This window comes from Lacticaseibacillus sp. YLM2-1, assembly GCF_056583465.1.
Genome location: NZ_CM152617.1, coordinates 1,911,386 through 1,931,406 on the forward strand (window position 1 = coordinate 1,911,386; position 20,021 = coordinate 1,931,406).

Annotated in this window: 21 protein-coding genes; 11 read left to right on the forward strand and 10 right to left on the reverse strand. The window is 47.3% G+C overall.

Annotated elements, in window-relative coordinates:
- Positions 1–8: 8 nt before the first annotated feature.
- Complete coding sequence (locus AC07KQ_RS09315; RefSeq protein WP_003566203.1) at positions 9–626, reverse strand: NADPH-dependent F420 reductase; 618 nt, start codon at positions 624–626, stop codon at positions 9–11.
- Between the two features lie 262 nt (positions 627–888).
- Between AC07KQ_RS09315 and AC07KQ_RS09320 the strand changes: the two genes are divergently transcribed.
- The 6 genes from AC07KQ_RS09320 (at position 889) to AC07KQ_RS09345 (ending at position 6,358) form a co-directional block, all read left to right on the forward strand.
- Positions 889–1,227, forward strand: coding sequence for a PadR family transcriptional regulator (locus AC07KQ_RS09320; RefSeq protein ID WP_003566205.1), 339 nt, complete (start codon positions 889–891; stop codon positions 1,225–1,227).
- Positions 1,224–2,081 (forward strand): hypothetical protein, encoded by an 858-nt coding sequence (locus tag AC07KQ_RS09325; RefSeq protein WP_003566207.1) that lies wholly within the window; start codon positions 1,224–1,226, stop codon positions 2,079–2,081. Before AC07KQ_RS09320 ends, AC07KQ_RS09325 begins: the two co-directional genes overlap by 4 nt.
- A 93-nt stretch (positions 2,082–2,174) precedes the next feature.
- Positions 2,175–2,930: an NADPH-dependent oxidoreductase gene (locus AC07KQ_RS09330; protein WP_016379573.1), complete on the forward strand. Its 756-nt coding sequence runs from the start codon at positions 2,175–2,177 to the stop codon at positions 2,928–2,930.
- 272 nt (positions 2,931–3,202) lie between these two features.
- A complete protein-coding gene (locus AC07KQ_RS09335; RefSeq protein ID WP_016379572.1) occupies positions 3,203–4,120 on the forward strand; it encodes an ABC transporter ATP-binding protein in 918 nt (305 codons plus the stop codon).
- Positions 4,107–5,723, forward strand: coding sequence for an ABC transporter permease (locus tag AC07KQ_RS09340; protein ID WP_480156547.1), 1,617 nt, complete (start codon positions 4,107–4,109; stop codon positions 5,721–5,723). Before AC07KQ_RS09335 ends, AC07KQ_RS09340 begins: the two co-directional genes overlap by 14 nt.
- Positions 5,720–6,358, forward strand: coding sequence for a TetR/AcrR family transcriptional regulator (locus AC07KQ_RS09345; RefSeq protein ID WP_003566214.1), 639 nt, complete (start codon positions 5,720–5,722; stop codon positions 6,356–6,358). Before AC07KQ_RS09340 ends, AC07KQ_RS09345 begins: the two co-directional genes overlap by 4 nt.
- Before the next feature lie 87 nt (positions 6,359–6,445).
- On the opposite strand, the gene AC07KQ_RS09350 is transcribed toward AC07KQ_RS09345, so the two are convergent.
- Positions 6,446–7,855 carry an MFS transporter gene (locus tag AC07KQ_RS09350; RefSeq protein ID WP_016379372.1) on the reverse strand — a complete coding sequence of 470 codons (1,410 nt, stop codon included), beginning with the start codon at positions 7,853–7,855 and terminating at the stop codon, positions 6,446–6,448.
- 162 nt (positions 7,856–8,017) lie between these two features.
- On the opposite strand from AC07KQ_RS09350, the gene AC07KQ_RS09355 reads away from it, so the two are divergent.
- Positions 8,018–8,755 (forward strand): sulfite exporter TauE/SafE family protein, encoded by a 738-nt coding sequence (locus AC07KQ_RS09355; RefSeq protein ID WP_012491733.1) that lies wholly within the window; start codon positions 8,018–8,020, stop codon positions 8,753–8,755.
- A 119-nt stretch (positions 8,756–8,874) separates the two neighbouring features.
- The gene (locus tag AC07KQ_RS09360) at positions 8,875–9,912 is read left to right on the forward strand and encodes a helix-turn-helix domain-containing protein (RefSeq protein ID WP_016379373.1); all 1,038 of its coding nucleotides are present in this window, start codon (positions 8,875–8,877) and stop codon (positions 9,910–9,912) included.
- Positions 9,913–9,987: 75 nt separating this feature from the next.
- Here the strand turns inward: AC07KQ_RS09360 and AC07KQ_RS09365 are convergent, their stop codons facing one another.
- Complete coding sequence (locus AC07KQ_RS09365; protein ID WP_016379374.1) at positions 9,988–10,854, reverse strand: alpha/beta hydrolase; 867 nt, start codon at positions 10,852–10,854, stop codon at positions 9,988–9,990.
- 175 nt (positions 10,855–11,029) lie between these two features.
- Between AC07KQ_RS09365 and AC07KQ_RS09370 the strand changes: the two genes are divergently transcribed.
- From AC07KQ_RS09370 to AC07KQ_RS09380, 3 genes are read left to right on the forward strand one after another with little or no spacing between them, the layout of a single operon-like run.
- Complete coding sequence (locus AC07KQ_RS09370; RefSeq protein WP_003566227.1) at positions 11,030–11,407, forward strand: GntR family transcriptional regulator; 378 nt, start codon at positions 11,030–11,032, stop codon at positions 11,405–11,407.
- Positions 11,397–12,113: an ATP-binding cassette domain-containing protein gene (locus AC07KQ_RS09375; protein ID WP_016379376.1), complete on the forward strand. Its 717-nt coding sequence runs from the start codon at positions 11,397–11,399 to the stop codon at positions 12,111–12,113. The genes AC07KQ_RS09370 and AC07KQ_RS09375 overlap by 11 nt, the downstream gene beginning before the upstream one ends.
- Entirely contained in the window at positions 12,106–12,846 is a 741-nt protein-coding gene (locus tag AC07KQ_RS09380) for a hypothetical protein (RefSeq protein WP_014566578.1), read from the forward strand. Before AC07KQ_RS09375 ends, AC07KQ_RS09380 begins: the two co-directional genes overlap by 8 nt.
- Positions 12,847–12,913: 67 nt before the next feature.
- Here the strand turns inward: AC07KQ_RS09380 and AC07KQ_RS09385 are convergent, their stop codons facing one another.
- From AC07KQ_RS09385 to AC07KQ_RS09415, 7 genes are all read right to left on the reverse strand, one after another.
- Positions 12,914–13,465, reverse strand: a complete 552-nt coding sequence (locus AC07KQ_RS09385; RefSeq protein ID WP_016379377.1) for a GNAT family N-acetyltransferase — start codon at positions 13,463–13,465, stop codon at positions 12,914–12,916.
- Between the two features lie 22 nt (positions 13,466–13,487).
- Positions 13,488–14,366, reverse strand: coding sequence for an ATP-binding cassette domain-containing protein (locus AC07KQ_RS09390; RefSeq protein ID WP_016379378.1), 879 nt, complete (start codon positions 14,364–14,366; stop codon positions 13,488–13,490).
- On the reverse strand, positions 14,363–15,451 hold the full coding sequence (locus AC07KQ_RS09395; protein ID WP_173959225.1) for an ABC transporter ATP-binding protein: 1,089 nt from the start codon (positions 15,449–15,451) through the stop codon (positions 14,363–14,365). Before AC07KQ_RS09395 ends, AC07KQ_RS09390 begins: the two co-directional genes overlap by 4 nt.
- Positions 15,452–15,501: 50 nt before the next feature.
- Complete coding sequence (locus tag AC07KQ_RS09400) at positions 15,502–15,813, reverse strand: hypothetical protein (RefSeq protein ID WP_016379380.1); 312 nt, start codon at positions 15,811–15,813, stop codon at positions 15,502–15,504.
- Between the two features lie 103 nt (positions 15,814–15,916).
- Positions 15,917–16,900: an ABC transporter permease gene (locus tag AC07KQ_RS09405; RefSeq protein WP_003584950.1), complete on the reverse strand. Its 984-nt coding sequence runs from the start codon at positions 16,898–16,900 to the stop codon at positions 15,917–15,919.
- 268 nt (positions 16,901–17,168) lie between these two features.
- A complete protein-coding gene (locus tag AC07KQ_RS09410) occupies positions 17,169–18,122 on the reverse strand; it encodes an ABC transporter permease (RefSeq protein WP_003591200.1) in 954 nt (317 codons plus the stop codon).
- Positions 18,123–18,226: 104 nt separating this feature from the next.
- On the reverse strand, positions 18,227–19,897 hold the full coding sequence (locus AC07KQ_RS09415) for a peptide ABC transporter substrate-binding protein (RefSeq protein ID WP_016379382.1): 1,671 nt from the start codon (positions 19,895–19,897) through the stop codon (positions 18,227–18,229).
- Positions 19,898–20,021: the final 124 nt, after the last annotated feature.

Sequence of the window (20,021 nt, forward strand, 5' to 3'; positions counted from 1 at the left end):
TCATCAGCTTATTCGGGATTCAGATGTTGGCGCAACACTGGGGCGGTTTCGTTGACCAGAAAAAGCGGGCCATCTGCCTGCGCCGGAAAACTCGTAGCCAAACCGCCTAGATCAAACGGTTCAAAACCAATCGTCCAGATTAACGACGCCACCACTTTTTTCGCCTGTTCATCGTCACCAGCGTACGGTACCGCAATCCGATCAACTGGTTGTTCAGGTTGTGCCAGCCTAGCGAGAACGGTCATCCCAATCGTATTAAACGCTTTGACCACTTTACTTGATTGAAAATGCTCGGCGACGATCTGAGACGTCGTTTTTTTATGACGTTCAATCTCAGCAATCCACGCATCGCGATCAGGAAAATAATTGGTGGCATCAATGATGATCGGATCTTGAGCCAATGGTTCCGGTAAAGCCTTAATAGCCAAAAAAGGCACTGCCAAGACGACAATTTCTTGTGCTTCGGCTTGTTCAACTGTGCCAGCTTCTGCTCCTAGAACGCGCGCTAAATCCTCTAGCGCATCGACTGAACCCCGATGTGCGATGACAACCTCATTGCCTGCTTGCACGAAAAGTTGCGTCAGAACCTGTCCGACATTGCCTGATCCGATCATACCAATTTTCATCCGATATCACTCCACCCTGTTATTATTTTCATTATATCGCGACACCTCTTTTCAGGGCAAATAAGCCTTGTTTTTTTATGTATCGGCTTTTCCGGTTTGGCTTTGACTGGATGTCAAACGATGCTCATGCTGGTGACGCTGAGCCAATCACTTAAGATCAGTTAACAAATAGTTTTCAGGCTTCAACTATTTTGCTTTACATACTAGTCAACGCTCTTTATACTACTAGTAGGCAATACATATTAGTTGGGAGGTACATGTGATGGCAACAGATACCAATAGCCAAATGCTCAAGGGGATTCTTCAAGGCTGCCTGTTAATTCTGCTTTCCCGAGAAGAGCTTTACGGCTATGCCATCAGTGAGGCGCTTAACGATTTTGGCTTTGTTGATATTCCCAAAGGCACGATTTACCCACTCCTGATGACAATGGAGAGAAAAGGGTTGTTAATCAGTCATCTGCGTCCCTCACCTGACGGCCCCAGCCGCAAGTACTACGCCGTCACAGCAGAGGGTATGGCTGCGCGTCAAACTTTTCAACAGCAGTGGTCACAACTGAAAGACCATGTCGATCAGCTCATCAACGAGGAGGACAAGCCATGAAACAACGGAAACAGGAAACGCAACGATTAATTGATGAAAATGACCAATTGCGAAAACAGCTTAATGTGGAAAGTCGCCATTATTATGAAGACTTAATCGTCTATATGCGTGCTCATACGCTGTTTCGCGATGATCATATTGTTGAAGAAAACTTAATGGCCATTCTTCAAGACTTGATTGATGCACAACAGAATGGCATGGATGCTGAAACGTATTTTGGGAAAGATCCCGCGCAAACGGGGACAGAGATGCTGAAAGCAATTCCCATAAATATTGTTGACTTTGTTTGGTTTAATTTGAAGTTAATGATGATGTTAATCCTTCTCACGCTGCTGCCTAGCCTGACGACTTCCGAGGTAAAGCTTGATGGTGGTAATCTTCTATTTGTGAGCATCATCATTTTGATAGCGACATGGAGCCTTCTCTGGATAGTCGGCAGTAACGCATTCACCACACCATCACGCACTCAAAAAGTAGGCTTTTTCATTGGTGGTGGTGCCATTTTTGCTGGCACAGTGGGATTGCTTTTCTTTTTTAAAACAAGTTGGCAACTCACAATTTCACCGCAAATTTCGTTCATTCTAATTGTCAGTGGCTTGATTGTTGGTGCGTTGCTACCGTTCTTCTCTCGCCCCACTGGAATCAAGTTGTTCCTTTACTTTTATTCGATGGGTTATTTACTACTGGGTCTGCTCGTCCATTTACCATTCACCCGCAAAATTATGACGGCAAAAATTCATTTAGGTGCTTGGCAGTGGTTGCTCTGGGTTGGTCTGGCAATTTTTGCAATTTTGATAGGACTAGTTTCTTGGTGGTTCATTCGCCGAGAGCGTAGGCATGACCCAGATAGATAAGATGCCGTGATTAATTTCGTGACGAGGCAAGTTGCCTCGTTTTTTAATGTAAAATAACCTTAATCCCAATCAACCCAAAGGAGTGACCACTACTTGGATCTCAATGACACCCTTCGTCACCAACTGCACCATCGTTCCATCCGCCAGTTCAAGCCGCAGCATTTAAGCAGCGCCACCATTCGAACATTACTGGATGTGGCACAACATACAGCGAGTTCAATGTACTTGCAGCTGTTTTCGGTTATTCACATTATCAATCCTGAAATTCGTGCACAAATTGCTAAAATCAGCACGCAGACCTATTTGAACGGCAATGGTGAACTGTTCATTTTCATCGCAGACCTCAATCGCGTTGCGAAACTGACAGCAGCTGCTGGTCAATCACTGGATCGTCTTGGCCGAATGGATAAGTTTCTGCAGGCGAGTGCCGATGCTACACTTGCCTTACAAAATATGGTTGTCGCTTCCGAGAGTCTTGGCCTCGGAACGGTAACCCTTGGCAGTATTCAAAATGATGCGCAGGCCATGATTGAGCTTTTGTATCTACCTAAGTACACCTTTCCACTACTTGGTCTGGCGATTGGTTTTCCCGACGATGATCCAGACGAAAAGCCACGGATGCCACAGCAATTGGTTGCTTTCACCGACCACTATGATGAACCTGTCCCTTCACCAACAGCCATGACTGACTTTGACCGCACTGTTAGCCACTACTACGCCACTCGCCGCGGCGATCCGCGCGAAGAAAGCTATACCGATCTTGCGATTGGCGCTGCCAGCACCACGCCGGCAAAACGCGGCGATCTCTTCAAAGTCTTAAAACACCAAGGCTTTTTCCCGGAAAGCTGAGGTTAGTCTCACCCCCAACCTATAAAAACATGCCGCACCGAGTTCTGTTTAACGTCAAACAGGGTTCGGTTTTTTGCTGTCAACAAACGTTAAGCTTGGGCCATATCTCAAGTCGTCTCCTCTTCTCAATCATCGTATAAGAATTATTGACTGACGAGTCAACAATTCGTTGACTAGCCAGTCAACCGCGACTATACTGCAGGCGAAAAGGTTGATCAGACACCGACATATTAAAACGTGTTTCAAGTTTGACCTTAAGGAGGACGATAAAAATGACAACAGCTATTATCGAACTTGACCATCTTCAAAAAAACTTTGGCAAGTTTGCCGCATTAAAAGATGTCAGTTTCACGTTGGCACCCGGTCAGGTTCTGGGTTTTCTAGGACCTAATGGGGCCGGCAAATCCACGACCATTCGAGTTATTTTAGGCTTATTAAAAAAGAGTGGCGGCTCAGTGACCGTCTTCGGCAAAGATGCCTGGCGGGATGATGCGGCGATTCATCCACGCATCGCCTATATTCCTGGGGATGTTTATTTATGGCCAAATCTTTCTGGCGGCGAAATTATTGATCTCTTGCTACGTTTAAATGGCCGCCAGCATAATCAAAAGACCGATGAACTAATCAAGGCCTTTGAATTTGATCCGAAGAAAAAAGCTCGCACCTATTCAAAAGGCAATCGTCAAAAAGTAGCGTTAATTGCTGCGTTGTCGCAAGATGCCGATCTGTATATTTTTGATGAACCCACTTCTGGGCTTGATCCATTGAATGAGCAGACTTTCCAGCAAGAAGTTTTAAAACTGAAAAGAGCCGGTAAAAGTGTGCTGCTATCAAGCCACATTTTGTCCGAAGTCGAGCGAATGTGTGATTCAATTGTTATCATCCGTGATGGTAGTGTGATTGAGAGCGGCAATCTTGATCAATTACGGCATCTATCGCGGATCAAAATTGAAGTCACCACCGCTACCCCAATGACTGATTTGGCAAAGCAAGCTGGCGTTCACGACCTCACTTATCGCGATTCCAAGCACACCAAGGCGGTTTTCACCGCTGATCGAGACGCGCTTGGCACCATCATGACCACACTGGCCGCCAACACCGTGGTCGACATGCAATCAACGCCGCCAACGCTTGAAGATTTGTTCCTGCGTTATTATGGAAAGCAAGGTGAGACCCATGCGGCACAGTAATCGGAACGCAGGTTATCTGCTTCGGGCAAACCTCAAACAAAATCTAAAATTTTCACTCATCTGGCTTGCCATTTTGATCATGATGATTGCCAGTGGTGCTGGCAAATTGGAAGCAGCCTTTGCAGGCGGGGCCTCGGGCTCTAAAGAGATTGTCAAAATGCTGCGAGCGCCGGGCATGGCGGCAATGTTTGGCGCGATGCCAAAGGTGGACACGTATAACACAGCGATTGTGTTTGCTGGTGTGATGGTCGTCTTCATGATTATTTTGCAGGCCTTATGGGTTATGCCGCTGATGATTCGCAACACCCGCGGTCAAGAAGAAAGTGGCTTGCTCGAAATGGTTCGCGCTCGCAATGTTGGGCGAACGGCTGCCATCACCGCCGCTTCGCTTGAGCTTCTCATCGACAGTGCCATAATGGGTATCCTCTATTTTGTCTCGTTGGCCGCTGTCAACATGGGTGGTACTGACTTGTACGGTGACTTCCTGTTTTCACTGGGGATGGTGATCGCCAACTTGCTATTCGGAACCATTGCGTTGCTATTCGCGCAACTAACCAATAACACACGTACAGCCAATATGTTGAGCTACATGGTGCTGACTGCCGCTTATTTGGTTCGGCTGGTCACCGATATCCAGCATCAAAATCTGACGTGGTTATCACCAATTGGTTGGTTCGAAAAAGCAAACTTCTATACTGATAACAACGTCTGGGCTTTAGGTTTGGCCTTGCTGGTCAGCATTCTGCTTGCGGCCAGCGCCACCATGATTGCCCGCAACCGCGATCTGGGCGCCGGGATTATTGCTGAACGCACCGGCCGAGCCAAAGCTGCCGGCTGGCTTCGCTCGATCCCTGCCTTACTGTGGCGAACTGAGCGCGGATTATTTGCTGGGTGGTTAATCGGCGCCGTGGTGTTTGGCGGCGTCATGGGTAGTGTGCTCGGCGGCGTTGGCGACATTCTTAAAACGAATCCGCTTTATCGTAAAATACTAGATGTTGGCCAAATCAACGCTGCCAATCAGACCATGGTCCTGTCATTCTTAGGCATGTATCTCGGCATTTTCGTCGCATTAGCCGTGACTGCTGGCGTCCAAGTGGCATTCCGACTCAAACGCGATGACAACCTTGGTTACTTGAGCGTCATTCATGCCGAAAAGCCAACGCGAACCACGATCAGTGTCAGCTACTATTGCTTTGGTCTGCTGGCAGGCGTGTTCGTCCTTTCTGCCGGGCTGCTGGCCTTGTTCTTCACTGGGAACACTGTTCTCAGTCACCCGTTGCCGCTTAAGTACCTCGGTCGCCTATTCGTGGCTAGCGTTCCGGCTGTGATATCGTTTATCGCCCTTGGCATCGCTCTAGTCGGTCTGTGGCCACGCTTAAGCAGTCTATTCTGGCTGTATATGGGAGCCGGTCTGATCGTTCAAATTTTCCGGGGATTGTTTGATTTGCCAAAACACGCAGGCAACTTCACACCTTTTGGCTGGATTGCCAATGTACCGGTTGAAAACGTTGATCAAACATGGCTAATCGTGATGGTTGTTAGCGCTATAGTATTATTTATTCTTGGTATTGTCGGTTATCGTCGTCAGGATCTGAGCTTATGAAAAATGTTGTGACAGATCCCGAAAAAGTCACCCGTATACTCAAAACAGCGACGGAAATTTTCGGCCAGCAAGGCTTCATCAAGAGCAAAACCGATCAGATTGCCAACCAAGCACAAGTATCTAAGGGCTTGCTCTTCCATTATTTTGGCAATAAACAAGCGCTGTATCTTGACGCTTTCAAATATGCCTATCATCGGATTTATGATCACATGGACCCCAAAAAGTGGCAGAATGCCCCTGGCTTGGCTGCCATGATGACCACTGCAGTTAAGTATGAGTTGAAACTGCAATTCAAATTCCCGGCTGAATACCGCTTGATGATGCAAGCCTATGCTGATTTACCGCATTTTCCCGAACCGTTGCGACAACAAGTGCAGCAAGAAACAACTGCCATATCCGCTGAAGCCGATCGCATTTTCCGCGAGAAAATTGAACAGCTGCCTCGTCGTGAGGGCCTGTCAGTCGATGACGTTTTCGGTGTCGTTTCTGCCTTAATCGCCCAACAAACAGCGGTCACCACCAGACTCATTGCCAGTGGCCATTATCGCAAGTTTGAAGATCTGCAGTCCGTGGTTGAGACGATGGCACGCCAGTTATTGATTGTCGAACACGGCTTTTTACCAGATGAAAGTTGACGTCAGCTGATAGATTAAAAAAACCGCCTGCACTGATCTGATTCAGTACAGGCGGTTTTTTAGATCATAAACCAGAAATGCCTTACCTTATTCAACCTTTTTTGTACTTGTCAGCTTGAACAGACGAGCATACAACCAGAAGTTTAAGATGCCAATCGCTAGTAGCAGGCCAAAAGCCAGCTGACTGCCAATCCCAACATTTTGGGCGTGAGACAAGCCTGGGACAGTAACAGCCGTCATCATGCCAGCTAAAACGGTAGTCCCCATTGAACCTGTCACTTGCTGCCCTGTGCTATATAAGGCATTCGCGTCGCTTTGATCATCAGGTTGGATGACTTTCAAGCCATATGCTGTACTGTTGCCAAAAGCCATGGAACGGCCGATGGCAAAAATCAGATACAAGATCGTGACCCAAAGTACGCTGATGTGGCGGCCAAAAATCGTAAAGCCGAGCACGCCGAGCGTAAATAGCGTGTTGCCAAGAAATAACGGCAACCGTCCACCAAAATGGTCTAACATCCAACCGTAAACCGGCTGACCTAGTCCATTGAAGACACTGCCAGGCAAGAGAATTAATCCGCCAATAAAAGCACTTGCCCCGTCAACAGTTTGCACATAGTTCGGCAGCAAAAAATTAATCCCAACATTCGAAAACTGCAAGAGAATATATGGCAGAAAACTGTATAAGAACCCTGGATCGTGGAAAACATCCAACTTAAACAAAGTTTTGGCGTGATGATTTGACAACCAAACGAAAACTGTCATGGCTGTAACCACGATCAATAAACCCACACACGCAGTTAACCATTTCCGATCACTGACACCATTCAATGCAACGGTCAAACTGATCAAGGCCACACCGAGAGCCGTAAAACGCAGCCAATCAAAAGCAAAATCTGAAGTTGGCGTGTATTGTTTGATTCTTCCCTGTCCCAGCACAAGTAACAAAATTGCAAACGGCAAGGTGCTCCAGAAAATCATTCGCCAATCAAAGAAGTTTGCCACGGCACCGCCAAAGGTTGGTCCAAGCGCCGGTCCAATCAGAATAATGAGGTTCGCAACGCCCATGTAGGTACCAAGTTTACTTGTCGGTACCGTATCCAAAATAATATTGACCATCAGAGGACTACACAAACCGACACAACCTGCTTGAACCAGCCGGCCCGCAAGCAACACCCAGAACACTGGTGCCATTGCGCACATCAAGTCGCCAATAATGAACAGCAATGCTGCCGTCACAAACAGCTGTCGGTTGGTAAATCTTCTTTTCATGTAAGCAGAACTCAGCATGATTAGCGCCGCGGCCAAAAGATAGCCCGAAGTCACCCACTGGACGGTCGTCAAAGACACATTAAAATCATGCATCAAAGTTGGAAAAGTGACATTCATTGAAGTTTCGGTTAACACCCCCAAAAATGACATGAGCGCTACAATGCTGATCACAAGCAATGCGTGCCGAGCATTAGTTTCTTTTACTTCAATCGTTGTCCTCGCCATGATCAATCCCCTTCGGTTTCTATCATAAGACGCAATATTTTCAGTAACAACGTCAAATTTTAAAAGGGCTTATGAAAGCGGCCTGAAATAGCAGCCATTTTAACAATCTTTCCATCCATAAATGCGATACGATAGAAGCATTAGTTAACGGAGGAATCATACATGACAATCATCTTGCTTTTCCTCGGCTTTTTGGTCGGGGCATTTATTATGACAATGGGCGGCGGTGGCGGTGCTTTTTACCTTGGCATCATGACCGGCGTCGCGCATCTGTCACCCGGCACCGCTGCGGCAACATCGCTATTTACCGCCATTCCGGCCTTGGCGGTTGGGTGTTACAGCCATTATCGTACAGGAAATATGCGTTTTCACGCGGGTAACGAAATCCTGATGACCGCCGTGCCCGCCACGATTATTGGCAGTCTTGCAGCGCCACATATTCCCGAAGTCGTCTATTCATGGGCGATCGCGGTCATTTTTGTGGTGCTCGGTGTCCAAATGTTACGTCAATCGTTCGCGCGCAAAGTCAAAAAAGCCACCCAACCTGCGTGGTTCGCCTATGTCCTCGGCGCAATTAGTGGCCTCATGGTTGGTGTTGCTGGATTAAGCGGTGGCGGCCCGATCATGGCCGGTCTCATGTTAATGGGGCTCGACATGCCTCATGCGGCAGCGACTTCTTCGTACGCTTTAGTTGCTTTGTCAGTCATCGGCTGCCTTTTGCACGCCACCCAAGGCACGATTGCTTGGCAGGTCGGCGGCTTATTGATGTTAGGCTCGCTGGTTGGTGCCGCGATTACCCCGCGTATTCTCAATCGCTTCGATCCGCGCCTGCTGACAGCTATCTTGCGGCCAATTCTTGGGATCATGCTTCTGATAATGGCAGTAACCCAGGTTTGGTAACGCAATTCAACTAACTTAACCAACAGTTAATTTTTCTGTGCCAAACTTGAAAACAGCGCGATTGTTTTCCTTCACCTTGGCAACGATAATGAAGGTGAATAAGGAAGGGGGGAACGATCATGCATATTGATCAAGTGATTCGCGAACGGCGCCTAGCTTTAGGACTCACGCAAGAGGAACTCGCCAATAAAATTGGCGTTTCGGCCCCAGCTGTTAGTAAATGGGAAAAAGGGGTGTCATATCCTGACATTACCTTGCCGCCAGCGTTGGCTCGCATTTTAGGCACGGATGTTAATACCCTGCTTACTTTCAGTGTCACGATGGATCCAGAAGAGAGTCGCCACCTATACGAAAAACTGATGACGACTGCCAAAGATGCCGGATGGCAAGCGGCCGTTGATCTCGCCGAAGCGCAGATTGCACATTACCCGTCAGTGACCATGATGCACTTGATGAACGCAGCTTTTTTACAAACCTTGAAAGACCAAATACCTGAGACAGCTTGGCCTGCTGTGTATCAACAAATTGTTGCCATTTATCAAACTGCGGAAAAAAGCACTGATCTGCCACAGGCACAAGCAGCGGCCCAAAGTCTCTTCTACCTGTACCTCAAGGAAAAAGATTTTGATGATGCCGAGAATCAACTGAAGATGTTACCAACTGAAGTGGTGGCTTATAACGCTATGAGGCCAAAGCTGCAATTACAACGCGGTCAACTCAAGGAAGCGTATATCAGCGGTGAAAAGTTGCTTAGCACCGGTTTGAGCGCTGTTTCGCTTGTCCTGAATGTGCTTACCAAAGTTGGAATAGCTGATCACCAACTTGAAACGGCGAAACGCTATGCTGACATGAGCCAAAAAATAGACAACTTGATACCTATCACCAATCCGTTTACATTTGAATCGCAACTAAAAATTGCAGAAGCAAGTGATGATCCTGGTCAAGCCGTCACAATCCTTAAAGAATTATTGGCTAATATCATTGACCAGCCACAACCAGCGATCCTGCAGCATCTCACACTCGTCAAGCCCAAGAAAACGACCGCACCTGCTGAAGCTCGGCGGCAACTCCTACAAATCTTCACCGCCGATCCCGAAATGGCTTTTCTCCAAAAAAGTCCCAGCTTCCAACAGCTACTCCATCAATACAATCTCTAACAAAATGACATCATGACTAAAACACGAAAGGCCTTCGACAGGTAGCAAGTTGTCGAAGGCCTTTTAATGTCTCATTCAATTAAATCGGTTCGTAATTTTCCCATTATTCAGAAATTCATACAGATACCGATTCACCAATGGGTTGTGCTCATGTAGCTGGCTATGCTGCGCCTTGCTATTGGTAATCTCGCGCTCAGTATAACTTTTCGCCCGCCCGGCAACAACATACCGCAAGGAACGTGCTGAATTGACTGGCACTCGGCCATCTGTGCCCTTGCCTAGGTTACCAAACAGATTCAAAACGGCGGCAGTTTTGGGAAAATACCTGCGATTGTCATACAACGGTTTGTACCGATCCGACATAACGTTAGGCCGCCCATCTTTAGCAAGGGTAATATGCTGTCCGCCGTTCATTCCCGGCATACCGGGAAAACCGTTAAACGGCCCGGCAATTGTGATTAGTCGCCGCAATTGCGGCATCCCCTGCTTATCTGCCGTCACTGCCCAGTTTGCCCAAGCAGCTGAACCGGCCGAGTGCCCGACAGCGTTGAAGTTCTTGATACCATAACGTTTCTTCAGTTGTTTGAGAATTTTACCTAAGGTTGGCGCATCTGGTCGGCCGCTGCTGAAGACAACGGCAATCAGTGGGTGTTTCACACTGGCAGACCAAGAACCGCTCACGGACAATTGCCCAGTGTTGGTGACGGTATAGCGTAATACTTGCTGATACCCGGGATGTTTGCTGAGATCAGCAATCATATCTTTTTCCGATCCATAGCCACCACCAAAACCATGAACAAACAATGTTGGCGTTTGGTACGTACCTGCTGCTCGCGCAGTGGACGGTGCCGACCCGCGATTCATCCAAAACCACGCACCGCCACTAATGATGAGTACGATGACCACTGCCAGTATGACTTTGATCCATTTTTTCATGAGCATAAGCCCTCGCCTTCATTTGAAGCTTCATGCTTTGCATTCTAACACGATCTCACTAAATTAAAACCACAAACGCTCTTGCTTCGTCTATCAACTATTTAAGTGAATTAACTTGCCAAAACACAAAATCCTTGGTATAGTGTATTAGCAATCTAATACACTAGTAAGGAGGCACACCGTGGAATTTGACGATAAGATCCCAATCTATTATCAGATCAAACAATACTTGTATCAGGAAATCATCACCGATCGACTTAAATCAGGCGATCAACTACCGGCTGTTCGGCAACTTGCCGCAGACCTAACCGTCAATGTCAACACGGTTCAGCGCGCCTTGACTGAACTCATTCAGGAAGGCGTCCTTGAAACAAAACGGGGACGCGGCAATTTCGTCACAAATGATATGAAAGTGCTAATTGATATGAAAAAACGCGTCATTGCGACAGAATTAGATCGCCTTTATCACCAACTATCAGAATTGAATTTAAGTGATGAGGAAATGAAAGACGCATTCGCCGCTTATGTTGATGAGCAGGAGGTAAAACATGACAACTAACATGATCACAGTCAAACAATTGACTTATAAACGCAATCGTAAAGTGATTCTGGACGACTTGAATCTTGACCTCGTTCAAGGTCACTTCATCGGCTTATTAGGTGCAAACGGTGCCGGCAAAACCACATTGATGCGACTGTTAAACGGGGTCGCGACCACTTTTCATGGCACCATTCAAATTGGCTCATCAGAAAGTATTGTTGAACGGAAACAACTAAGCAGCTTCAGTGAATCGTTAAATGGCGTCAACCCAAATCGAACGCTCAAGCAAATTGCCACTTATTATGCCGACATGTATCTTGATTTTTCTGAAGCCGAGTTTGCTAACTTCCTGAAAACATTTGATCTTGATTCCCACCAGAAGCTGGCGGCCCTGTCAAAAGGTAACCGCAAAAAACTGATCGCAGCGCTGACTCTTGCCCGTCAAACCCAACTTTATCTGTTAGATGAACCTTTTGAAGGTATCGATAGCATGACGCGCAAACGGATCATCAGTAACTTGATTGCGTGGAAACCGGCAGCGGCAACCGTGATTATTTCGGATCATCACGTAGGCGACGTTGCCAATGTGTTGGATGAGGTTGTCATCATTAAAGACAAGCACGTGGTGGCACAGAAAAATGCCGAAGAGCTGCGAGAAGAAACCGGTATGAGTATTGAAGCCTATTATGAAAGTTTCTATGAAGGAAGTGACCAACGTGACTAACACTTGGACGATCATGCGAACACTGACACGGCAACGGTCATTGTCTGCCTTTAAAACATTTATCGTGACTTTGGTTGCGACCGCTGTATCTCTCTTAGTAGGGATGTTCAGTGGTGAAGCCAAAATCACGCTTGATCTTAGCTTATCTTTTCTCTTCGGATACGCTGTTCTCGGCGGCTTCGTGTTCTTTGTCAGATTGGCGACCATGCAGGAACGAGTTTGGGTTAATAACTACTATCGATCAGTACCAACCACCAACTTAAAACTTTATACAGCGAACCTGCTGGCAACCTGCCTTTCTTTTCTATTTTACGCTGCCATCGAAGGCATTGTTCTTTTCGCTCTCGCGGTGATGCGTTGGGGGATGCATGTACCAACAGGTGGCCCCGTCACCACCTTGGCCGAAATGGTGGTACTCCTGATTGCCTTGGGGATCTTTATCTGGGCATTTATCAGTCTCGTTCACCTCTTATCAGTGACCATTATGGCCTTCTTGCCTGAAACTCGAATCCGACTTGTTCAATGGGGCATCTATCTGGTAGTCATCATCGTTGCCTCGACCATATTCGATCAAGTTCAGCGCCTGATCTTAATGCCTTTTGGCGGTTATGACAATGATGCCTTGACTGGCGCCTCAAGCATCGGCGTTGGCATTGTCGTCTTTATCATCGCAACGTTACTGATCTCAGCAGTGAATGTTTACCTGCTTGAAAAGTGGGTTGAAACTAAATAATGTGCTCTGCCTAGCAACCACAAAAAAACAGCGTCCCACCGCGTTTTAACGATAGCGGGACACTGTTTTATTGTGGTTTTATCCACTCACTGCGTAGTAAGGAATACTCATTTTCATCATGGAAACCATCTGCCAGTTTTTCCCCGGCGCGATGGGTGCCATCGTGATGAAAGCCGGCCTTTTGAGCGACGGCATTGCTTGGTGCATTGTCAACAGCGGCGCGAATGATGACTTTATTGACGCCATACTCTTCAAAACCGATCCGACACATCGCCAACACCGCCTGATGCACTAGGCCGCGACCACGAACTGATTTTTTAAGCCAGTAACCAATATCACCACTTTCATCACTCGGGCGAAAATGATTGAAGCTGATCATCCCAACCGGCTCATCCCGATACCATAAAACCAAGTTCACTGACTCCTCACGGCCAAAATGATCATTGACGCTCCGCAAAAACGCTGCTTCCTCGGCCTCTGTTTTTAATCCATTCGCCCAAGGCAAAAATCGACCAATATCATCGCGTTCTTGATCGATAATTGCAAAGAGCGGTGCTGAATCCAGCCGCGGACGCGGTAATGCCAACTTAAAATCGTCATCAATCACATAACTTAACATGCTAAACACCTTCATCTCGCGTTTATTGCGCTAACACCCAATGCGCCGGTGCTGCTTCGACCAGTGAGGCAGTCGGATCAAGCGCCTGCCGGTCAAAGTGCAACACCGGTTTTTGCTGCTCAAGCATTGGATCAGCCTGCGGAACCGATGACAGCAGCGTCTGCGTGTAAGGATGCAGCGGATGGTGATAAATCGCATCTGTATCGCCTACCTCAACGATGCGACCTTGATACATGACCACAATTTTATCACTAATGTAGTGAACCATCGATAGATCATGGGCAATAAAAAGATAGGTTAAGTGTTGTTCATGCTGAATTTGCCGCAACAAATTGACAATCTGTGCCTGAATCGACACGTCCAACGCTGAAATCGGCTCATCAAGCACTAAAAACTTAGGCTGTACCGCCAAAGCTCGAGCAATGCCTATTCGTTGCCGTTGTCCGCCAGAAAATTCATGGGGAAAACGATTAATCGCGTCTGCAGGTAAACCAACCTGCGTCAACAGCCGTAAAACATGCGCCAGCCTTGCTTCCCTCGAGGTGGCCAAATGAAAATTGTCGATGCCTTCAGCAATGATATCGACCACTTTTTGCCGCGGATTCAAGGATTCGAACGGATCTTGAAACACCATCTGGACCTGACGGCGAAAGTCTTTGCGCGCCGCATGTGAGAAATGACGGATCGACTGACCGCCAAAAAGAACATCACCACCGGAAATCGGACCAATCCCAGCGATAGCGCGGCCAGTTGTTGTCTTACCTGACCCAGACTCGCCAACCAAACCGACTGTGGTTCCGGCATTGATCGTGAAGTTAATTTGATCAACGGCTTTGATTGCTTGCCGCCCTTTATAAAAAGTGACACTTAGATCGTTCATCGTCAATAACGGTTCTGTCAAACTGGCACACCTCCCGCTTGCTGGCTTTCAACTACTGGATCGTTTGTCTGTTCAGCATGCAACTGAGCAAATCGCGCCCAACGTTTCTGAATAGTGACTGGTGGCTGATAGTGTGGGGTTCGCGGATCTAATAACCACGAACGTACAAAATGTGTCGGCGATACTTGAAACAACGGCGGTTCTTTTTTAAAGTCGATTGGCATTGCGTAAGGATTGCGCGGAGCAAAAGCATCCCCCTTAATAGGTTGATGCAAATCAGGTGGCGTTCCCGGCAAGGTAAACAATTGGTCACGTTGATCATCTGAACTAGGAACGGCATCTAGCAATCCCCAAGTATAGGGATGCTGGGGATGATAGAAAATCTCGTTAGCTGTCCCCACTTCGACAATTTTTCCCGCATACATAATCGCCACACGATCCGCAATGTTGGCGACTACGCCTAAGTCATGGGTGATGAAAATGACACTCAAATCATGTTTGGCTTTTTGCGCTTTAATCAACGCCAAAATTTGTGCCTGCAACGTCACGTCCAACGCAGTGGTCGGTTCATCAGCAATCAGAACTTTGGGCTGCATCACCAGCGCCATGGCGATCATCGCGCGTTGACGCTGACCGCCAGAAAGTTCATGGGGATATTTGCGGGCAATCAAAGCTGGGTCAGCTAATCCGACATCTTCAATCGCCGCAAACACCGCCTGCTTCAAGGCGTGACCGTGAACATGGTGATGCACCTTCAAGCCTTCGCCAATCTGGCGGCCAATGCGCATCGTCGGATTCAAACCGCTAAGTGGATCTTGAAAAATCAGCCCCAGCTCTTGCCCGCGCAGATGGGTGTACTGACGCCGACTCGTCTGCAATAAATCCGTCTCGCCATACAGCATCTCGTCAGCAGTCACCACAGCATCCTTGCCCAACAACCCCAGCAAAGCATGGGTTGCCACCGACTTGCCTGATCCCGATTCGCCTACCAACGCTAACGTTTCGCCTTGATGCAAACTTAAATCCACGCCGTTAACGGCGTAAACTTGTTCGTTGCCTTCATTAAAAATGACCTTTAAATTTTTAACTGTGACGATGTCCGTCATATGTTTACTTCCTTCAATCGCATTTTGAACTTAACAATGCCGCTAACCACTTACTTTTCATATAGAAATAGATCGACGATAATGCCGCCAAACAAATTGATCGCCGTTAGCACACTCGTCTCTAAATTTGTCGGTAAGTGTTTGATAAACTGTGCGGTCAGATGGCCATGCGGTCGTTCAGTATGCCAAATCAATCTCATAGCCAGCAAGAACACCGTCACACCTGCAAGAAGCCAAAAGGTTTGATGAAGCCCCCACAACAAGGCTAGCAGGAAATGGTTCTGGCGCAGTGCAAGGCCTGTTGTCACCAACAAAAGGCCAGCAAACGCACCTGCGACAATTTGCCAATGATGTTTCTGCATCACTCAAAAAACCTCCTTTTCTTCGCATTGATTTCAGGCACATACCAGTAGCTTTTGGGTGAGACAAAAGTCGTCTCTTACTGTCATGTGCGCTAAAATTAGCCTAGCTTTGGAATTTAGGGTCAAGCGCATCCCGCAAGCCGTCTCCGACAATGTTGAAAGCAAAAACAATTGCAACCAACACTAGAATCGGCACATAAAGCTGCATGGGGTGCTGCAACATCTGATCCTGACCATTTGAAATCAAAATCCCTAAGCTGGTATTGGGTGCCTGAATGCCCATTCCCAAGAAACTTAGACTTGCTTCACCAAAAATATTCTGTGGAATGCTTTGACCGATGTCCAAAATCAAAATGCTCATCATGTTGGGTACGAGATGTCGTGTCATAATCCGCCATAGCGGGGTGTCTAACATCACTGCGGCCGTCACGTAATCCAACCCGCGCAATTGCATCACCAAACCGCGCGCCTGCCGTGCTGAACTCGACCAACTAGTCACTGCCAGCGCAAACAACATCGTCCAAACGCCGTCGCCTAGCACGATCATCAGCAGCATCGTAATCAATAAACTCGGAAGTGAATTGAAAACTTCAATGATCCGCATCATCACTTCATCCACCCAGCCGCCAAAAAATGCCATAGTCATGCCGTAGATCGTTCCGAATCCAATCGCCAAAATTGTACTTAAAATGGCGACCAATAAGGACACTTGAACCCCAAGGCATAGACGGGTAAAAAGATCTCGTCCAAGTCGATCGGTCCCCAGCCAATGCGCAGCACTCGGACCAATATTCCGACTGTCAACTCGGATTAGATTTGGATCATAGTGTTGTATTTTTGGCCCAATAAGCGCAACCATGACAATTAAAATCAAAATCACGGTCCAGAACATGGCTAACCGATCTTTGAATAGCTTGTGACGCGCTGAGGCCCAGAAACCAACACTTTTAGGCACACCCTCGTGGACATTGATTTCTGGCGTTGCCCCTGACTGATCAAAAGTTGCGTCAGAGCCAACCGATGCAGCTTCACTACCAACTGTCGGTGCTTTTTTGAAAAATTGAAAATCCTGATTACTTGCGGCCATGTGTTGATTAGCCTCCTTAATGGCACTTTGTTTAAACGCGTTCGTTGACCCAGAAACCTCCGTGTAAGGACCTTGGTCGCAATGGCCCAAGTGCGGCCCATCACGCCCAAGGCCTCTTACACTCCGGTTTCTAACCGGGTCAGCTCACGCTCTTCTTTAAACGCGTTCACCAGCCCAGAAACCTCCGTGTAAGGACCTCAAGCGCAATGGCCAAAGTACGGCCATCACGCTTGAGGCCTCTTACACTCCGGTTTCTAACCGGGCTGGCTCACGCTCTGTCATATAATTTAATGCGTGGGTCTGCCAAGGTGTATAGCATATCGGTGATGAACATCGTGACGATGTAGAGGATGGCCAGTAGGACGGTTTCGCCCATGATGATGGGCACATCGCGGTTGTTTAAGGCGGTAACGAAGTATTGGCCGACACCAGGGATCACAAAAATGCTTTCGATGAAAATTGAACCCGTGATGCCGAATGCCAAGGTCACCGGCAAAGAAGTGATGATGGGAATTGAAGCATTGCGGACAATGTGGTGCAACACTATCTGCGATTCTGATAGTCCTTTTGCCCGAGCCGTCATGACATATTCGCTAGAGGCAACATCCACCATCGAATTTTTTAAAAGGCGGGCATAGATTGCGATGTAAGTCACGCCGCCAGCAATGGTTGGCAAAATCGTATAAATCCAGCCGCCCCACCAAGTTTGATCGCCGCTGGGCCAACCAATGATTGGAAACCAGCCAAGTTTGCCTCCAAAGTAGCTTTGCAACAACAATCCCAGCACAAGGCTCGGGATTGACATCAGAAAAAGCGCTACAATGGTGACCGCCCGATCAAGCCATGTATTTTTATACACGGCTGCTAAAATACCTAGTAACAACCCCAGTGGAATGCCAAACAGCATCTGTTGAATGCCCAATCGAGCCGATGCGGGCAAGCGATCCCGAATCAAGCTGCTAATCGTCACTGACGGATCAGAAATTGATTCACCAAATTGACCATGAAGCATGTTGTTCATCGTGATACCATAACGTTCCAAGACTGGCTTATCTAAGCCCGTATTTTGATACACCTGTGCTCTGGTAGCTGCTGGCAATTTGTCGGTTTGCGCACTCAACGCATCTCCCGGAACTGCTGCGACCATAAAGAATGTGGCCGTTGCAATTAAAAAAGTAGCAATCAGCAATTCAACAAATCGTCGAACAATCAATTTGACCATGGTGCTAATTGCCCCCTTTTGACATCGTCATGCCGCATAAACTGACATCTCCTTTAAAACCCTATGGACACCAACCGCCAACATCAATCAGCATCAAAAAGTCATCATTCTTTTGATGCGTAAGTGTAATTAAACGTACCGCCGAAGACCGTCGTTTGGAGATTCTTGACAGACTTATTGATATAAATCCGCGATTGCGGGTTGGTCAATGGTACGACACCGAAGTCCTTGGCAACCAACTGATTTTCAAGCTGCTTGTAGAGCGTTAATCGTTGCGCCGTCGTGAGGTTACCGTTTAATTGGTCGTCCAGATCATCAAAAGTCTTGCTGTTATAGCCACCAAAGAATTTTTGGAATCCATTGCCAGAATTCCATAGGCTCAAGTAGGCGTTCGGATCAGCCGTTGCTAACCAGCCATTAGCCAGCAGATCGTATTGATTGTCATTTCGCATTTGGATAAAGCTGGCAGTATCAGGTGCTGTTTTGACGGTCACTTTGACACCAAGATTTTCCTGAATCGTTTGCTTCAACCACGTGGCCGTATCATCACTGCCAAGCGTCAAATAAACAAAGTTCAGTTTAGTCAAATCAGTCGACTTCCCTAATTCTTGTAAACCTTCTTTCAACAATGCTTGTCGCTTCGCCTTCGTGTTGTATTGTGCCTGTGCCGTTTTCAACGGATTGCCGACGTACTCGCCATAATTGGTCCCGCTCACATCCAACGACTGCGGCACCATCGTGTATGTTGGCTTGTCCCGACCATCATTCACTGCCTTGTTATAGCTCGTTCGATTAATCGACAAGGAAAAAGCTTTACGAACCTTCACATTTTTGAAAAGTCCTTGGGTTCCACCGTTGTGTTGATTCATGATCAACACTTTCGTTGTCGAACCGTTCTGTTTTCGAGAGACGAGTTTGCTGCTTTTGGCGAGTTGATTAAAATCGCTGATCAGCTTGCCTGAGGCAGATAGTGCGTCCAACTGACCACTTTGCATGAGCGAAAGAACCGTTGATGGTTTTTTCACCGTTGTGTAATTCACGGTCTGGAGCTTCACTTTCTTAGCGTTCCAGTATGTTTTATTTTTCTTGAGCGTGATCTTGTCGTCCTTTTTCCAAGACGTCAATTTAAACGGGCCATTGAAAACTTGATCTTGCACGTCGGTTTTCCACTTTTTGTTGCCGACTTTGTTAATCTTGTCCAAGCGCACTGGGTAATAAATCACGGTCGCCATATCTGACAAAAGTGATGGATAAGCATAGGCCAGCCTGATTTGCAGTGTTTTCGCATCCAAGGCTTTCACCCCTAAATCGGCCGCACTGCCTTTGCCGGTGTTATAGGCTTCGGCACCTTTGATAAAGTACGCGCTCGAAGCCTGCGCGAAAGCATTTTCTTTCTTCAGCAGACGCTGAAACGAATCAACATACTGCTGGGCAGTCACAGCTTTTCCGTCTGACCATTTTGCATCGCGCAACTTGAATGTATAGGTCAACCCATCGGCCGACTTGGTATAAGATTTGGCGCCGGTCAGCACCACCTTATCCTTGCCATTCGTCGATTCAATGGTCGTCAGCCCTTCTTGCACCTCAGACAAAATGTCATTTTCGTTCGAGTTCCGCATATCATTCACATCGAGTGTGGTTGGATCATCTGTTTCTGACAAATTCAAAGTCTGCCTTGAACCCGACGCCGAAGTGTTTTTACTGCCGCAAGCGACGAGAATGGTGGCGAGTGCCAAGCCGGTGATAAGTGCTGTTACCAAGTGGTTCTTCTGCATAAAAAATTCATCTCCCAAAACAAAATAAAACTGGCGATGCATCTAGAGTTCTAGATACACCGCCAGTTTTGTCCTTCGTTCAAGTCAAGTGATCCCGTCACCCAAACCAAACCCTAGCCATGTA

What these genes read in the sequence shown, in the direction of transcription:
- AC07KQ_RS09350 (WP_016379372.1), bottom strand. Translation starts at nt 7,855, where the DNA reads ATGGCGAGGACAACGATTGAAGTAAAAGAAACTAATGCTCGGCACGCA.
- AC07KQ_RS09365 (WP_016379374.1), bottom strand. Translation starts at nt 10,854, where the DNA reads ATGCTCATGAAAAAATGGATCAAAGTCATACTGGCAGTGGTCATCGTA.
- AC07KQ_RS09400 (WP_016379380.1), bottom strand. Translation starts at nt 15,813, where the DNA reads ATGCAGAAACATCATTGGCAAATTGTCGCAGGTGCGTTTGCTGGCCTT.
- AC07KQ_RS09340 (WP_480156547.1), top strand. Translation starts at nt 4,107, where the DNA reads ATGCGGCACAGTAATCGGAACGCAGGTTATCTGCTTCGGGCAAACCTC.
- AC07KQ_RS09320 (WP_003566205.1), top strand. Translation starts at nt 889, where the DNA reads ATGGCAACAGATACCAATAGCCAAATGCTCAAGGGGATTCTTCAAGGC.
- AC07KQ_RS09325 (WP_003566207.1), top strand. Translation starts at nt 1,224, where the DNA reads ATGAAACAACGGAAACAGGAAACGCAACGATTAATTGATGAAAATGAC.
- AC07KQ_RS09415 (WP_016379382.1), bottom strand. Translation starts at nt 19,897, where the DNA reads ATGCAGAAGAACCACTTGGTAACAGCACTTATCACCGGCTTGGCACTC.
- AC07KQ_RS09335 (WP_016379572.1), top strand. Translation starts at nt 3,203, where the DNA reads ATGACAACAGCTATTATCGAACTTGACCATCTTCAAAAAAACTTTGGC.
- AC07KQ_RS09375 (WP_016379376.1), top strand. Translation starts at nt 11,397, where the DNA reads ATGACAACTAACATGATCACAGTCAAACAATTGACTTATAAACGCAAT.
- AC07KQ_RS09405 (WP_003584950.1), bottom strand. Translation starts at nt 16,900, where the DNA reads ATGGCCGCAAGTAATCAGGATTTTCAATTTTTCAAAAAAGCACCGACA.
- AC07KQ_RS09385 (WP_016379377.1), bottom strand. Translation starts at nt 13,465, where the DNA reads ATGTTAAGTTATGTGATTGATGACGATTTTAAGTTGGCATTACCGCGT.
- AC07KQ_RS09360 (WP_016379373.1), top strand. Translation starts at nt 8,875, where the DNA reads ATGCATATTGATCAAGTGATTCGCGAACGGCGCCTAGCTTTAGGACTC.
- AC07KQ_RS09315 (WP_003566203.1), bottom strand. Translation starts at nt 626, where the DNA reads ATGAAAATTGGTATGATCGGATCAGGCAATGTCGGACAGGTTCTGACG.
- AC07KQ_RS09395 (WP_173959225.1), bottom strand. Translation starts at nt 15,451, where the DNA reads ATGACGGACATCGTCACAGTTAAAAATTTAAAGGTCATTTTTAATGAA.
- AC07KQ_RS09345 (WP_003566214.1), top strand. Translation starts at nt 5,720, where the DNA reads ATGAAAAATGTTGTGACAGATCCCGAAAAAGTCACCCGTATACTCAAA.
- AC07KQ_RS09410 (WP_003591200.1), bottom strand. Translation starts at nt 18,122, where the DNA reads ATGGTCAAATTGATTGTTCGACGATTTGTTGAATTGCTGATTGCTACT.
- AC07KQ_RS09355 (WP_012491733.1), top strand. Translation starts at nt 8,018, where the DNA reads ATGACAATCATCTTGCTTTTCCTCGGCTTTTTGGTCGGGGCATTTATT.